This window comes from Enterobacter sp. 5-4, assembly GCF_000612205.1.
Classification (GTDB): Bacteria; Pseudomonadota; Gammaproteobacteria; order Enterobacterales; family Enterobacteriaceae; genus Enterobacter; species Enterobacter roggenkampii.
The window spans coordinates 106,986-121,710 of sequence record NZ_JFHW01000026.1 but is presented as its reverse complement, the minus strand read 5'-3'; the positions used below and the strand labels follow the sequence as shown (position 1 = coordinate 121,710).

11 protein-coding genes are annotated in these 14,725 nt (G+C 57.0%); 6 read left to right on the top strand and 5 right to left on the bottom strand.

The window, feature by feature from the left end; all coding sequences use genetic code 11:
* Positions 1-87 precede the first annotated feature (87 nt).
* Together AA74_RS0117325 and AA74_RS0117320 are read left to right on the top strand one after the other, a co-directional pair.
* Entirely contained in the window at positions 88-903 is an 816-nt protein-coding gene (locus AA74_RS0117325; protein WP_008501192.1) for a Cof-type HAD-IIB family hydrolase, read from the top strand.
* 151 nt (positions 904-1,054) lie between these two features.
* Positions 1,055-2,311 carry a DUF1479 domain-containing protein gene (locus tag AA74_RS0117320; protein ID WP_025912884.1) on the top strand — a complete coding sequence of 419 codons (1,257 nt, stop codon included), beginning with the start codon at positions 1,055-1,057 and terminating at the stop codon, positions 2,309-2,311.
* Here the strand turns inward: AA74_RS0117320 and AA74_RS0117315 are convergent.
* Positions 2,308-3,381, bottom strand: a complete 1,074-nt coding sequence (locus AA74_RS0117315) for a LacI family DNA-binding transcriptional regulator (protein ID WP_025912883.1) — start codon at positions 3,379-3,381, stop codon at positions 2,308-2,310. The two genes, AA74_RS0117320 and AA74_RS0117315, sit on opposite strands and share 4 nt — an antisense overlap.
* A gap of 288 nt (positions 3,382-3,669) precedes the next feature.
* Here AA74_RS0117315 and AA74_RS0117310 point away from each other — a divergent pair, with 288 nt between their 5' ends.
* Both AA74_RS0117310 and AA74_RS0117305 read left to right on the top strand, forming a co-directional pair.
* Entirely contained in the window at positions 3,670-4,971 is a 1,302-nt protein-coding gene (locus AA74_RS0117310; protein WP_025912882.1) for an MFS transporter, read from the top strand.
* A 17-nt stretch (positions 4,972-4,988) separates the two neighbouring features.
* Positions 4,989-7,352 carry a TIM-barrel domain-containing protein gene (locus AA74_RS0117305; RefSeq protein WP_025912881.1) on the top strand — a complete coding sequence of 788 codons (2,364 nt, stop codon included), beginning with the start codon at positions 4,989-4,991 and terminating at the stop codon, positions 7,350-7,352.
* A gap of 83 nt (positions 7,353-7,435) precedes the next feature.
* On the opposite strand, the gene AA74_RS0117300 is transcribed toward AA74_RS0117305, so the two are convergent.
* Complete coding sequence (locus AA74_RS0117300) at positions 7,436-9,031, bottom strand: ABC-F family ATPase (RefSeq protein ID WP_008501187.1); 1,596 nt, start codon at positions 9,029-9,031, stop codon at positions 7,436-7,438.
* A 222-nt stretch (positions 9,032-9,253) separates the two neighbouring features.
* On the opposite strand from AA74_RS0117300, the gene ldtB reads away from it, so the two are divergent.
* Positions 9,254-10,174, top strand: coding sequence for a L,D-transpeptidase (gene ldtB, locus AA74_RS0117295; RefSeq protein WP_008501186.1), 921 nt, complete (start codon positions 9,254-9,256; stop codon positions 10,172-10,174).
* 242 nt (positions 10,175-10,416) lie between these two features.
* Positions 10,417-11,226: a glycosyltransferase gene (locus AA74_RS01000000122285; RefSeq protein WP_023615566.1), complete on the top strand. Its 810-nt coding sequence runs from the start codon at positions 10,417-10,419 to the stop codon at positions 11,224-11,226.
* A gap of 8 nt (positions 11,227-11,234) precedes the next feature.
* Here AA74_RS01000000122285 and AA74_RS0117285 read toward each other — a convergent pair whose 3' ends face one another.
* The 3 genes from AA74_RS0117285 to AA74_RS0117275 are packed head-to-tail and all read right to left on the bottom strand — an operon-like array spanning position 11,235 to position 14,717.
* Positions 11,235-11,951: a GntR family transcriptional regulator gene (locus tag AA74_RS0117285; RefSeq protein WP_025912880.1), complete on the bottom strand. Its 717-nt coding sequence runs from the start codon at positions 11,949-11,951 to the stop codon at positions 11,235-11,237.
* A 15-nt stretch (positions 11,952-11,966) separates the two neighbouring features.
* Positions 11,967-13,289 carry a PTS sugar transporter subunit IIC gene (locus AA74_RS0117280; RefSeq protein WP_025912879.1) on the bottom strand — a complete coding sequence of 441 codons (1,323 nt, stop codon included), beginning with the start codon at positions 13,287-13,289 and terminating at the stop codon, positions 11,967-11,969.
* Positions 13,290-13,340: 51 nt separating this feature from the next.
* Positions 13,341-14,717, bottom strand: coding sequence for a glycoside hydrolase family 1 protein (locus tag AA74_RS0117275; RefSeq protein WP_025912878.1), 1,377 nt, complete (start codon positions 14,715-14,717; stop codon positions 13,341-13,343).
* Between the last annotated feature and the right edge of the window lie 8 nt (positions 14,718-14,725).

The window sequence follows — 14,725 nt, the reverse complement described above, 5'->3', positions numbered from 1 at the left end:
TTTCTGACTTTCATTCGAAATTAAATTTGTGCTCCTCGTCACCTTGTTATTAGAATGTTTCAAAACGCAGTGACCCAGGAGCACAGTATGACCGTTAAAGTTATCGTCACCGATATGGACGGAACTTTCCTTGATGATGCCAAGCAGTACGATCGTGACCGCTTCCAGGCACAGTTTGAACAGCTTAAAGCCCGCGACATTGAATTTGTTGTCGCCAGCGGCAACCAGTATTACCAGCTCATCTCCTTCTTTCCGGAGCTTAAAGATCGGATCTCCTTCGTGGCGGAAAACGGCGCGCTGGTGTTCGATCGCGGCGAGCAGATTTTTCACGGCGAGCTGACGCGCCATGAATCGCAGATCGTGATTGGCGAACTGCTGAAAGACAAAGGGCTGAACTTCGTGGCCTGCGGGCTGGAGAGCGCCTACGTCAGCGATAAAGCGCCGGACGCGTTCGTGGCGCTAATGTCAAAGCACTACCACCGCTTAAAGCGCATCAGCGATTACCGCGACATTGACGACGTGCTGTTTAAGTTCTCCCTGAACCTGCCGGACAGCGACATTCCTAATCTGGTGGATAAACTCCACGTCTCCCTGGACGGCATCATGAAGCCGGTCACCAGCGGCTTTGGCTTTGTCGATTTGATTATCCCCGGCCTGCACAAAGCGAACGGCATCAGCCGCCTGCTGAAACGCTGGAAAATCTCTCCTCAAGAGTGCGTGGCCATTGGCGACAGCGGCAACGATGCCGAGATGCTGAAGCTGGTGAAATATTCCTTTGCGATGGGCAACGCGGCAGAGAGCATCAAAGAAATCAGCCGCTACAGCACCGATGACAACAACCATCACGGCGCGCTGAACGTCATCCAGGCCGTGCTCGACAACCATTCCCCGTTCGACGCCTGATCCTCTTCTCGCCGGAGCCCTGCTCCGGCACCCTCACTCATTTTCCCGTCCTGTGGCGCAGGTCAAGTTTTTAAACTTGCATTAACTTATTTTTAACTTAAAGTATCACTTGTAGACATTTTTACTTTCGAATGAAAGATGCGAGGCAGTTATGACCTTTACCAGTGAAACCTTGCCAGCGGATCACAAAGCGGCAATCCGTCAGTTGAAACGTGAATTACGCGCGCAGATCGGCGACGTGCAGGCGGTCTTCAACAAGCTCAGCGACAGCATTGCCACCCGAGTGGCGGAAATTAACGCCCTTAAAAATAAAGGTGAATCCGTCTGGCCGGTGATTCCGTTTAACGATGTGAAAAACGGCACGATTACCGACGCACAGCGCGAGGCCGTTAAGCGCCGCGGCTGCGCGGTGATTAAAGGTCACTTCCCGCGCGAGCAGGCGCTGGCGTGGGATCAGTCGATGCTCGACTACCTCGATCTGAACAAGTTTGATGAGGTGTACAAAGGGCCAGGCGATAACTTCTTCGGCACCCTGAGCGCTTCCCGTCCGGAGATTTACCCGATCTACTGGTCGCAGGCGCAAATGCAGGCGCGCCAGAGCGAAGAAATGGCGCAGGTGCAGTCGTTCCTGAACCGCTTATGGACGTTCGAGAGCAACGGCAAGCAGTGGTTCGACCCGGACGTGAGCGTGATTTACCCGGATCGTATTCGCCGCCGTCCGCCGGGAACCACCTCGAAAGGACTCGGCGCGCATACCGACTCCGGCGCGCTGGAGCGCTGGCTGCTGCCTGCCTACCAGCAGGTCTTTGCCCGCGTGTTTGACGGCAACGTCGACAAGTACGATCCGTGGAACGCCGCGCACCGTACCGAAGTGGAAGAGTATACCGTCGATAACACCACCAAATGCTCGGTGTTCCGCACCTTCCAGGGCTGGACGGCGCTGTCGGACATGATCCCCGGCCAGGGGCTGCTGCACGTAGTGCCGATCCCGGAAGCAATGGCGTACATTCTGCTGCGTCCGCTGCTGGACGACGTGCCGGAGGACGAGCTGTGCGGCGTGGCGCCGGGGCGCGTGCTGCCGGTTTCCGAGAAGTGGCACCCGCTGCTTATCGAGGCGCTGACCAGCATTCCTGCGCTGGAGGCGGGTGATTCGGTGTGGTGGCACTGCGATGTGATCCACTCCGTCGCGCCGGTGGAAGATCAGCAGGGCTGGGGCAACGTGATGTACATCCCCGCCGCACCGATGTGCGAGAAAAACCTCGCCTACGCGAAGAAGGTCAAGGAAGCGCTGGAAACCGGCGCGTCGCCGGGAGACTTCCCGCGCGAGGATTATGAAAAAACCTGGCAGGACCGCTTTACCGTGAACGATCTCAACATCCACGGCAAACGCGCGCTGGGCATGGTCTAGCTGTCGTACAGCCCTTCCCGCTCCACGGCGGTGCGTCGTTTCCCCTGACGTATCCGCCGTACCGATTCCCGCACGGCCAGCGTGCCGTTCAGCAGCAATGTGCCTACCGGCGCGTCCAGGCGCATGAGCCGCTGCTGGAGCATGTGTACCGCTTCCGTTCCCAGCTCATCGCGGGGAACATGCACGGCCGTTAATGGAACATCCTGAATCGCCGCCAGGTTAAAGCCGTCGATGCTCATCACCGAGACGTCCTGCGGCACGCGCAGGCCGTGGTTTTGTAAGGCGCTGATGGTGCCCGCCGCCATAAAGTCGCCGCCAACCAGGAACGCCGTCGGCAGGTCTTTTCCCTGCTGCTGATTTAGCCAATCGCTCACCAGCTGCTCCGTCTCTCTGGCGCTGAAGCTCGGCACCACCAGCAGATCGCGCTTGTCGTTGAACGCCAGGTTGTGGGACTGCCACGCGTCGCGGATCCCCGACAGGCGCAGCTCCATCGTGTAGCGACGCAGGCACAGCACGTTCATCACCTCGCGGTGTCCCATCTCGAACAGGTACTCCGCCGCCCGCTCGCCGATGGCGCGGTGATCCGGCGCAACGGCAGGCAGACGCATGTGCCGGTCGCGGCAGTTAATCAGCATGCAGGGTTTGCCCACGTCCACAGCCAGATCGTGGATATGCGGATCGTCAATACCGAGAAGAATGGCCGCCTGGGTATCCGGCTCGTTCATCCGCGCCAGAAACAGCTGGGCGTCGCTGTCGTTCTCCTCCAGCGCGCAGTAGCGCAACCGGACCTCGTGGGAGGCAAGTGCATTGCTCACGCTCTGGATCACGCGGTAGTAAAAGATGTCGGACCGCTCGTCGAAGGCGCGCTGCGGGGCAAAAACCACCAGGCTGTTAAGCAGCAGACGCCCGGCCGCCATGCCGTCCATTACCCCCAGCTCTCGCGCGCACGCCAGCACCTTTGCACGCGCTTTTTCGCTGGTATTCGCTTTCCCCGCCAGCACCCGCGACACGGTGCTGATGGAGAGCTGCGTGCGGGCCGCGATTTCGGTGATTTTTAGCCTTTTGTCCATTTTGTGATCTGGCTCCATTTGCGAAATGAAAAAATTTTCATAGCGTGTTTGTCAGGCAATAACTGGCATAAATGCCATCATGCCAGAGTGTTTTCGTCTGTTATGAGAAATTTTGCACAAAATCCACTTTTGCCCACTCATTTTCTTCCTTAAGGTGAACTTGTCACACAGCTTCCATACTAGTTGTATAGCAACTTAAGCATTATAAGCGTATAGAAATCAAAGGCATAACAATCTGTGTGACACCTGAACCTCCGTCCCCTTACCGTCCGTCTTGTGGAGAGTAAAATGAGTCAGGACATCAATAACACCATTGCGACAAGCAAAACCCGTCGCGTCATCAAGAACCTGCGCTGGTACATGCTGGTGCTGTTTTTGCTGGGCGTCACCGTTAACTACATCACCCGAAATTCCTTAGGTATTCTCGCTCCGGAGCTAAAAGAGAGCCTCGGGATCACCACCGAGCAATACTCCTGGATCGTCGGCGCGTTTCAGATCGCCTATACCATTTTCCAGCCCCTGTGCGGCTGGCTGATTGACGTCATTGGCCTCAAGATTGGCTTTATGGTCTGCGCCGGGATCTGGGCGCTGATGTGTATTTTCCATGCGGGCGCCGGAAGCTGGCTGCACCTGGCCATACTGCGCTTCTTTATGGGGGCTTCAGAAGCCGCTGCCACCCCGGCGAACGCCAAAACCATCGGCGAATGGTTCCCGAAATCAGAGCGTCCCGTTGCCGCCGGTTGGGCGGGCGTGGGCTTCTCCATCGGCGCGATGCTGGCTCCCCCTATCATCTACTTTGCTCACGCCTCGTTCGGCTGGCAGGGGGCGTTTATGTTTACCGGCGTGCTGGCGCTGCTGTGGGTGATCCTCTGGTGGGCGTTCTACCATAACCCGGAGCAGCACCCGAACCTGAGCAAGGACGAGCTGGCGTTTATCAAGCAGGATAACGAACCGGCGCCGGTCAAACTGCCCTTCCTGACCGCGCTGAAAACCGTTTCAAAAAACAAACGCTTCTACGGTATCGCCATCCCGGCCTTTATGGCGGAACCGGCCTGGGCGGTGCTGAGCTTCTGGGTGCCGCTGTATCTTGCCAAAGAGCACGGTATGGACCTGAAGCAGATTGCGATGTTTGCCTGGCTGCCGTTCCTCGCCGCCGACCTCGGCAGCGTGGCAAGCGGCTACCTGACGCGTCTGTACACCCGCCTGTTCGGCTGCTCCCGCGTTAACTCGGTCGTCGCCAGCTCCGTGACCGGCGCGTTCCTGATGATCTCGCTGGCCATCGTGGCCATTACCCGCGACCCGTATATCACCATCGTGCTGATCTCCATCGGCGGCTTCGGGCACCAGATCATCTCCTGCATGCTGAGCGCCCTGGTCGTGGAGTCGTTCGACAAAGGCCAGATGGCGACCGTCAACGGCATGCGCGGCTCGGCGGCGTGGATCGCCAGCTTCCTGTTCTCGCTGTTAATCGGTGTGACCGCCGACAAAATCGGCTTTAACCCGCTCTTTATCGCCATGGGCTTCTTTGACCTGATTGGCGCTCTCTTCCTGGTAGCATTTATTGCTGAACGTCGCGCCAAGCGCGCCTGATAGTGGATGTATTGCATATGAAAACCCTGAAAAACTGGACCGTTGATACGCAGTCGGCAAACCATCTTGAACTGCTGGTCGATAACCAGCACCGTCTGTGCCTGTATGTGCTGGAAGAGAACCTGTTCCGCGTGCTGATCAAACGCAAAGGCGAGCTGGCGCTGGACCGCACCTGGAGCATCGCACCGGAAAAAGACGTGCCGTGGGAAGGTCGCCGTCGTGACGATGTCAGCGGCTTCACCTGCCCGGCCTGGACGCTGAAGCAGCAGGAGGACACGTTAACGGTAGCAACCGAGCAGCTGCGCGTGACGGTCCACCAGCCGCTGTGGCTGGAGTGGCACTACCGCAATGACGCGGGCGAGTGGCAGCCGCTGGTCAACGACCGTCCCACCAGCGCCTACCTGCTGAACGCCCACGGCGACGGCGTGGCGCACTACCTCAGCCGCCGCAAGGACGAGCGTTTCTACGGCCTGGGCGAGAAAGCGGGCGATCTGCAGCGCAACGGTAAACGCTATGAGATGCGTAACCTGGACGCGATGGGCTATAACGCGGCCAGCACCGATCCGCTTTACAAGCACATCCCGTTCACCCTCACCCGTCGCGATGACGTGAGCTACGGTCTGTTCTACGATAACCTGAGCAACTGCTGGCTGGATCTGGGTAACGAGATCGACAACTATCACACTGCCTACCGCCGCTGGCAGGCGGAAGCGGGCGATATTGACTACTACCTCTTCACCGGCAAGCGCGTGCTGGACGTGACCAAAGCCTTCGTGCGCCTGACGGGGAAAACGCTGTTCGGACCGAAATGGAGCCTGGGCTACAGCGGCTCGACCATGCACTACACCGACGCGCCGGACGCGCAAAACCAGCTGATGAACTTCATCCGCCTGTGCGATGAGCATGCCATTCCGTGCGACTCGTTCCAGCTCTCCTCCGGCTATACCTCGATTAACGGCAAGCGCTACGTCTTTAACTGGAACTACGACAAAGTGCCGCAGCCGAAGGTGATGAGCCAGGCGTTCCACGACGCGGGGCTGCGGCTTGCGGCCAACATCAAGCCGTGTCTGTTGCAGGATCATCCCCGCTACAGCGAAGTGGCGGAACGCGGCCTGTTCATTCGTGATTCAGAAACCGATGCGCCTGAACGTTCCAGCTTCTGGGATGACGAAGGATCGCATCTCGACTTCACCAACCCGCAGACGGTGCAGTGGTGGCAGAACGGCGTGACCACGCAGCTGCTGGAGATGGGCATCGACTCCACCTGGAACGACAACAACGAGTATGAAGTGTGGGACGGGGAAGCGCGCTGCTATGGCTTCGGTCAGGAGATCGCCATCAAGCACATTCGCCCGGTGATGCCGCTGCTGATGATGCGCGCCTCGCTGGAAGCGCAGCAGCGCTTTGCGCCGGAGAAGCGTCCGTATCTGATCTCCCGCTCCGGCTGCGCCGGGATGCAGCGCTACGTTCAGACCTGGAGCGGCGACAACCGCACCAACTGGGACACCCTGCGTTATAACATCCGCATGGGGCTGGGCATGAGCCTGTCCGGACTGTTCAACGTCGGTCACGACGTCGGCGGTTTCTCCGGCGACAAGCCGGATGCCGAGCTGTTCGTGCGCTGGGTACAGAACGGCGTGATGCACCCGCGCTTTACCATTCATTCGTGGAACGATGATCACACGGTGAACGAGCCGTGGATGTACCCGGGCGTCACGCCTGCGATTCGCAGCGCCATTGAACTGCGCTACCGCCTGCTGCCGTATCTCTACACCCTGCTCTGGCAGGCGCACGCCGACGACGAGCCGATGCTGCGCCCGACCTTCCTCGATCATGAGCACGATGCGCAGACGTTTGAAGAGTGCGACGATTTCCTGCTGGGCCGTGACCTGCTGGTGGCCAGCGTCGTCGAAGCCGGGCAGCGCGAGCGCCGCGTCTGGCTGCCGGATAACGAAACGGGCTGGTACGATTTTTACACCCACGCGTGGTATGCGGGCGGCCAGGCGATCGTCCTTGATGCGCCGCTGGAAAAGCTGCCGCTGCTGGTGCGCGCCGGTGCCGGTTTGCCGCTCAGCGAACGCATCCGTCACGTGAGCGCCGATAAAGACGATACCCGTGAGCTGAAACTGTTCCCGGTGAAAGGCGTCGGCACCACCGCCGGGCTGCTGTTTGAGGATGACGGCGAAAGCTGGGGCTACCTGAACGGCAACGCGCTGTGGGTGGAATGGGAGATGGTGTGCGATGGCGCAACCATCAACCTGAAGGTGAACGCGCGGGGGGATTATCGTCCGGCGTGGAAGGCGCTGAAGGTATCATTACCGGCGGGGGAAAAACGTACGCTGCGGGTGAACGGGGTTGAAAGGAGTGAGTGGGTGCTCTGAACATTGCCGGGTGGCGGCTTCGCCTTACCCGGCCTACAAAGTCACCCGTAGGCCCGGTAAGCGAAGCGCCACCGGGCTTTTTTTTAGCCGTCGATACCTTTGCTGCGCAGGTAATCTTCGTAGTTACCGGTGAAGTCCACCACGCGCTCTGGCGTAATCTCGATCACGCGGGTTGCCAGCGAGCTGACGAACTCACGGTCGTGAGAGACGAAGATCAGGGTGCCCTGATACATCTCCAGCGCCATGTTCAGGGATTCGATCGATTCCATGTCCAGGTGGTTAGTCGGTTCGTCCATCACCAGGATGTTTGGTTTTTCCATCATCAGCTTGCCGAACAGCATGCGGCCTTTCTCGCCACCGGAGAGCACTTTAGCAGGCTTTTTGATGTCGTCCTGGCTGAACAGCAGACGGCCCAGGATGCTGCGCACCGCCTGCTCGTCGTCGCCTTCCTGCTTCCACTGGCTCATCCAGTCGAAGACGGTCAGGTCATTTTCGAACTCGTACTCATGGTCCTGCGCGTAGTAGCCAATCTGCGCGTTCTCGGACCATTTCACGGTGCCGTTGTCCGGCTGCAGCTCGCCGACCAGGGTTTTCAGCATGGTGGATTTACCCACGCCGTTGGCGCCCAGAATGGCAATCTTCTCGCCCACTTCCAGCAGCAGGTTGAAGTTTTTAAACAGCGGGCCTTCATCGAAGCCTTTGGTAAGGGCTTCCACTTCCAGCGCGTTACGGAACAGCTTCTTGTCCTGCTCGAAGCGGATGAACGGGTTCTGACGGCTGGAGGCTTTAACCTCTTCCAGCTTGATTTTATCAATCTGACGCGCACGCGAGGTCGCCTGACGCGACTTAGAGGCGTTGGCGCTGAAGCGGCTAACGAAGGACTGCAGGTCGGCAATCTGCGCTTTCTTCTTGGCGTTGTCCGCCAGCAGACGCTCGCGCGCCTGGGTGGCGGCGGTCATGTACTCGTCATAGTTGCCCGGATAAACGCGCAGCTCGCCGTAGTCCAGATCCGCCATGTGCGTACAGACCATGTTCAGGAAGTGACGGTCGTGCGAGATGATGATCATGGTGCTGTCGCGGTCGTTGAGCGTCTGCTCCAGCCAGCGGATGGTGTCGATGTCCAGGTTGTTCGTGGGTTCGTCGAGCAGCAGGATGTCCGGGTTAGAGAACAGCGCCTGAGCCAGCAGCACACGCAGCTTCCAGCCTGGCGCAACTTCGCTCATCGGGCCGTAATGCTGTTCAACCGGAATGCCGACGCCCAGCAGCAGCTCGCCCGCACGCGCTTCCGCAGAGTAACCGTCCATCTCGCCGTACTGCGTTTCCAGATCGGCCACCTTATAGCCATCTTCTTCGCTCATTTCGGCCAGCGCGTAGATGCGATCGCGCTCCTGCTTCACTTCCCACAGCTCCGCGTGCCCCATGATCACGGTGTCCAGCACGGTGAACTCTTCGAAGGCGAACTGATCCTGACGCAGCTTACCGATACGCTCGTTCGGATCGAGCGACACGTTGCCGAGGGTCGGCTCCAGATCGCCGCCGAGGATCTTCATGAAGGTGGATTTTCCGCTACCGTTGGCGCCAATCAGGCCGTAACGGTTGCCGCCGCCAAATTTGACGGAAATGTTTTCGAACAGCGGCTTACTGCCAAACTGCATAGTGACGTTGCTGGTAACTAACACGGGGAGATTCCTGCGAAAAGTGTGATAAACACGGCATTATGCCACAATTCCGAATTGAGATCCCGTGTTGCGGCAATCCACTAAACTTTAACAAAATCGAAAAAAATGTGATTTCGTACACATCTGAATTCCCAGTGAGCGGGAATGCACATATAATGCGCTCCCATCACAGATTCAGACTTATCAACTCATCGCCAGAATGGCTTAGATACCTCGCACAACATGAACATGAAATTAACAACGCTTTTTGCGGCGGCGTTAGCCGTAGTAGGTTTTTGTAAGACCGCGTCTGCGGTGACGTATCCCCTGCCGACCGACGGAAGCCGTCTGGTGGGTCAAAACCAGGTGGTGACGGTGCCTGAGGGTAACTCTCAGCCGCTGGAGTATTTCGCCGCGCAGTACCAGCTGGGCCTGTCTAACATGCTGGAAGCGAACCCGGGCGTTGACCCGTATCTGCCAAAAGCAGGTACCGTGCTGAATATTCCTCAGCAGCTGATCCTGCCGGATACCGTTCATGAAGGTATCGTGATCAACAGCGCCGAAATGCGTCTGTATTACTACCCGAAAGGCACCAACACCGTTATCGTGCTGCCAATCGGTATCGGCCAGCTGGGCAAAGATACCCCGCTGAACTGGACCACCAAAGTTGAACGTAAGAAAGCGGGCCCAACCTGGACCCCTACCGCCAAAATGCACGCGGAATACATCGCTGCGGGCGAACCGCTGCCAGCCGTTGTGCCAGCCGGCCCGGATAACCCGATGGGTCTGTATGCCCTGTATATTGGTCGTCTGTATGCGATTCACGGCACCAACGCCAACTTCGGTATCGGCCTGCGCGTGAGCCACGGCTGCGTGCGCCTGCGTAACGACGACATCAAGTTCCTGTTCGAAAACGTGCCGGTCGGTACGCGCGTGCAGTTCATCAACGAACCGGTGAAAGCGACGTCTGAGCCAGACGGCAGCCGCTACATCGAAGTGCACAACCCGCTGTCCACCAGCGAAGACCAGATCAACAACAACGAGATCGTGCCGATTACGCTGAACAGCGCGGTGCAGTCCGTGACCTCTCAGCCTGACGTGGAAACCACCATCGTCGACCAGGCGATTCAGAACCGTTCCGGTATGCCGGTGCGTCTGAACTGATCAATCTGAATCTTTAAAGTACATTATAAGACCTCGAAATCTCGGGGTCTTATTACTCCGCGATACCCACTGCACTCATCGTTTCTGAACAGCAATTATTGCCGTAATTCCCATTCTTGCCATTTTCTGCCAACCCGGCGTGGTTACATCTGATCCTCTAAGTGTTATGATGCGCCTACTTATAACATCAGTTTAATCTGTATTTATAGGGTCTTTTTATTTCCTGGAGCACACTTAGTACAATGATCAGTATTAACTTAACAACAACAAAATCGCGCCTTTATCTCTGTTCGCAGACAGTGTGGTCACTAGCGAACCAGAGTAAAAAAGTCGATCAAATTGTTGTATGGGTCTCCAGTACACCTTATCTCAGTGATGAAGGCATCACTGAAGAGCCTGAATGGGCGCAGAAAATTCGCCAGACAGGTACAAACCTGGTTTTTAAATGGGTTAAAAACACCGGGCCTTATCGTAAATTGTTTCCTGCGTTACAAGCGGCAACGGAAGAGGATATTCTGATTTATGCCGACGATGACGCCATTTATAACGAAATGTGGGCAGAAACCCTACTAGATGATTTTTACCACCACAATCAGGAATATGTGGTTGCTGCGCGCGTGCGCGAAACGGTAAAGAAGAAGAAAGAACTTCTTGATACCTATCGTAATTTCCCGCTTATCACTGTGCCAAAAGTTGTTAAGCAAAACTATATCATCACCGGTCTTGGTGGCGTTGTCCTCAAGAAAAATATGATTCCGGAGTATTTCCATTTTAACGAGGATTTTATTCGGGTTTGTCCTCGCGCAGATGATATTTGGATCAGCAAACTGATTCAGCTCACCAAAACACCGGTCTATGTTTCTGCAAAGAGCATTCGTTTTGTTCATGAGATAATTCATGATTATGGATTATCACGCGACAATACCAGCAAAATAAAACGATCCTGGATCCAAAAAATCCGTTTTACATTTAAGCCGGGTCATATTCAGCATCTGTGTCAGAACGATCTTTACATAAAAGATACAGACAGCTATTTCGAGTCGTGTGCCTGAAGGACGGACTATCCGTTATTCACGATAACAATCCCGCCGTGGTCGTACCGATAGTGGCAGTGGGCATACTCCAGCGGCGTGCCATCTTCCAGATAAATGACCTGCTCCACCTCCAGCACCGGATCGGTTTCCTCACAGACCAGATGCTCTCTGTCCAGCGCGCTGGGCTTTAGCGCCCGCACGACCCGGTATGATCCCATAATTTTCAGCCCCAGGGTTTCCTGAACGTACTGAAACACTGACCCTTCAAGGTGGTTTTTCGTCAGGCCCGGCACCAGATTCATCGGCATCACCGTGGAATCCAGCGACATCGGTTCGCCGTTCAGTAAACGCAGGCGAATGAAGTCGTAGATCGGCGCATCGGCGTTAATCATCAGCGACGCCTGCTCTTTTTCGTTCGGGAAGCGCAGTTCGAAATGCACCACCTGGCTCGTGACCGTACCCAGATGCGCCCAGGTTTTGGTGGCACCGAAATAGTCGCTGCCGGAGAGATCCCACTGCGAGAGCTGGAGGAAGTTTTTGCGGATGAACGTCCCTTGCCCCTGACGGGTGTAGACCAGCCCTTCGACGATCAGCTGGCGCATCGCCTGCTGGATGGTCATCCGGCTGGTGCTGAACTCCGCCGCCAGCGCAAACTGGTCCGGGAGCGGTTCATTGGCGGCGTACTGCTGGCTGATAATGCGTTTCTTGATTTCCCGCGCTATGGTGATGTACTTCGCCGCCATCGTCCTTCCTTACAGTTAGTTTTCTATCCCGCTGTTTTTCAACGCCACTCGCTCGGCAATCTTGAGGAAAGGCAGGTAGAAGAATACACCAAATATAATGATTGCCAACTGCACCACCACCGCCCGCCAGTCCCCTGCCGTCGCCAGCCAGGCGCTGAGAATCGGCGGCGTGGTCCACGGGATCATCACCACGCAGCGCGACATGAATCCCAGCGTGGTACAGAGCCAGGCGAAGTAAATGCCTATCGCGGGCAACAGCACAAACGGGATCATTAGCGGCAGGTTAAAGACAATCGGCAGGCCGAAGATCACCGGCTCGTTGATGTTAAATAAGCCGGGCGCCAGCGACAGACGCGCCACCTGTTTCGCCGACTGTTGTCGTGAGAAGATAAAGATGGCGATCAGCAGCGAGATCGTGCTGCCGGTTCCGCCCACCATGCCAAACGTCGGCACGAAGATGTTGTTGATGATGTGCGGAATGGGCTGGCCGTTGGCGAAGGCCAGCATGTTCTCGTTGGTGTTGATCAGCAGAAACGGCTCCAGCACCACGCTGTTGACCACCGACTGATGGATACCGAGCGTGAACAGGAAGTTGCCGAAGCTGTAGATGAAAATCGTCCCCGGCAGGCTGGTGTTGATCAGCCGCAGCGGCTGCTGGATAAAGGTGGTAATGAGATGGATCAGATCCGTGTGCAGCACGTTTGCCAGCACGGCCGCCAGCACCGCGAACAGGGAGAGCGTGAGGATCGTCGGGATCAGCGCGGTAAAGGATTTGCTGACCGCTGGGGGCACATTTTCCCCGAGCGATATGTGCAGCGCCTTCAGGCGCGAAATCGCGATAAACACTTCCGTTGAGAGCAGCCCAATCAGCACCCCGGCGAAAATGCCGGTGGAGCCGATATTGGCGAAGGTCAGCACCTGCGTGACGTTCACCGCGGCGTCGCTGCCAACGGGCGTAACCTGTAAGCGCATCGGCATCATGATGATAAAACTGCTGACGGCGATAACCACTGCCGAGACCGGGTTGTCGAAATCTTTGTTGCGCGCCAGTGACCAGGCGATCATCGGGGCCAGCAGCAGCGCGGCGATGTTAAGCGTGCCGTTGATAATCGCCTCGCCCCACACTTTGAAGTGTGCCAGCGTATCGCCGTGAAAAATCCACGGGAACACCACGTTGTTCACCAGCACCGCCAGACCGGCGAGGATGAAAATCGGCATCACCGTGGCGAAGGCGTCGCGCAGGGAGCGCAGGTGCACCTGGTTTGCCAGGCGCGCCGAGAACTCGACAAACTTATCGACAAAGGACTGCATATGCGGTGTGATTTTTGTTTCAGACATAGCGGAGTGTTCCCATCAATCAGTCACAAAAACGGCCCGGCAGCGTACGGCTTACATCTCGCGTCCGTTGGTATGGATAACCTGTTTTAACCACGCGTAGCTCTTCTTCGGCACGCGCCTGAGGTCTTTCAGGTCGTGGTTTTCCCGGTTGACGTAGACCACGCCATAGCGCTTACGCATGTCGCCCTGGGAGCTGAGAATGTCGATTAACCCCCAGCCGAGGTAGCCCATGACCTCTGCCCCATCCTCGAATATCGCCGCTTTCATCGCCTCGATGTGCGCCCGGTGGTAGTCGATGCGGTAGGTATCCTCGATGGGGTTGACGCCATCCCAGGACTCAATCACGCCAATCCCGTTTTCAATCGGGAACACCGGCATGCGCCAGTCGTTGGCGTAGCGGGTAATGATGGTGCGAAAACCGAGCGGGTCGATCTGCCAGTTCCACTCGGTGGCTTTCAGGTAGGGGTTATTTTTCTCGCCGTGCAGCAGGTAATAGTTGACCGGCGTGCCTTCCGGAATCGCATCGCTGTCCAGCGTTTTGCTGGCGTAGTAGCTGAAGGCCATATAGTCGTTTCTGGTGCGCGCCAGTAGCGCTAAATCTTCGGCACGGTAGATATCACCAAAGCCTTCCTGCTCCACCACCGCCATCACCGCCGGGCTGTAGCCCTGCCCGGCAAAGACGCGCAGCAGGTTCTGGTTAAGGAACTCGTCATACTGCTGGGCGCAGAAGATATCGCGCGGTTTGCAGGTGGCCGGATAAACCAGCTGGTGCGCCAGCATGCCGCCCATCAGCTGGCCCGGTTTCGTCTGGTGCAGATACTCGGTCAGCGCCATGTGCGCCACCATGGTGTGATGCTGCAGCTCGTACAGCTCGCGCAGGGTTTGATCGCCTTTCATGTAGCCGGAAATACGAAACGCTTCCGGCATATGGAAGATGTTCTGCTCGTTGAAGGTCAGCCAGTACTTCACGCGGTCGCCAAAGCAGTCGATCATCTTTTTACCGTAGCGGATAAAGGCGTCCATTACGCGGCGGTCATTGAAGCCGTTGTACTCCTGCGCCAGCGCCAGCGGCATATCGAAGTGGTAGAGGCAGATCATCGGCTCAATACCGCGGGCGATGAGATCTTCAATAAAGCGGTCGTAAAACGCGATGCCCTCGTCGTTGAACGCGCCGTCACCCTGCGGACAGACGCGGCTCCAGGAGATCTGGAAGCGGTAGCAGTTCATGCCCAGATCCTGCATCAGGTCGAAATCTTCCCGGTAGCGATGGTAGGAGTCGGTCGCGACTTTCCAGTCGGAGATGTTCTCCCCAGCTTCGCGAATGTCGTACACCGACATCCCCTTCCCGCCCTCGTTCCAGGCCCCTTCCGTCTGCATGCTCGATACCGAGTTGCCCCATAAAAAGTTGGCCGGCAGCTGATTGCTCATGTTTCCTC

What these genes read in the sequence shown, in the direction of transcription:
- AA74_RS0117275 (WP_025912878.1), bottom strand. Translation starts at nt 14,717, where the DNA reads ATGAGCAATCAGCTGCCGGCCAACTTTTTATGGGGCAACTCGGTATCG.
- AA74_RS0117310 (WP_025912882.1), top strand. Translation starts at nt 3,670, where the DNA reads ATGAGTCAGGACATCAATAACACCATTGCGACAAGCAAAACCCGTCGC.
- AA74_RS0117280 (WP_025912879.1), bottom strand. Translation starts at nt 13,289, where the DNA reads ATGTCTGAAACAAAAATCACACCGCATATGCAGTCCTTTGTCGATAAG.
- AA74_RS0117315 (WP_025912883.1), bottom strand. Translation starts at nt 3,381, where the DNA reads ATGGACAAAAGGCTAAAAATCACCGAAATCGCGGCCCGCACGCAGCTC.
- AA74_RS0117285 (WP_025912880.1), bottom strand. Translation starts at nt 11,951, where the DNA reads ATGGCGGCGAAGTACATCACCATAGCGCGGGAAATCAAGAAACGCATT.
- AA74_RS0117305 (WP_025912881.1), top strand. Translation starts at nt 4,989, where the DNA reads ATGAAAACCCTGAAAAACTGGACCGTTGATACGCAGTCGGCAAACCAT.
- AA74_RS01000000122285 (WP_023615566.1), top strand. Translation starts at nt 10,417, where the DNA reads ATGATCAGTATTAACTTAACAACAACAAAATCGCGCCTTTATCTCTGT.
- ldtB (WP_008501186.1), top strand. Translation starts at nt 9,254, where the DNA reads ATGAACATGAAATTAACAACGCTTTTTGCGGCGGCGTTAGCCGTAGTA.
- AA74_RS0117325 (WP_008501192.1), top strand. Translation starts at nt 88, where the DNA reads ATGACCGTTAAAGTTATCGTCACCGATATGGACGGAACTTTCCTTGAT.
- AA74_RS0117320 (WP_025912884.1), top strand. Translation starts at nt 1,055, where the DNA reads ATGACCTTTACCAGTGAAACCTTGCCAGCGGATCACAAAGCGGCAATC.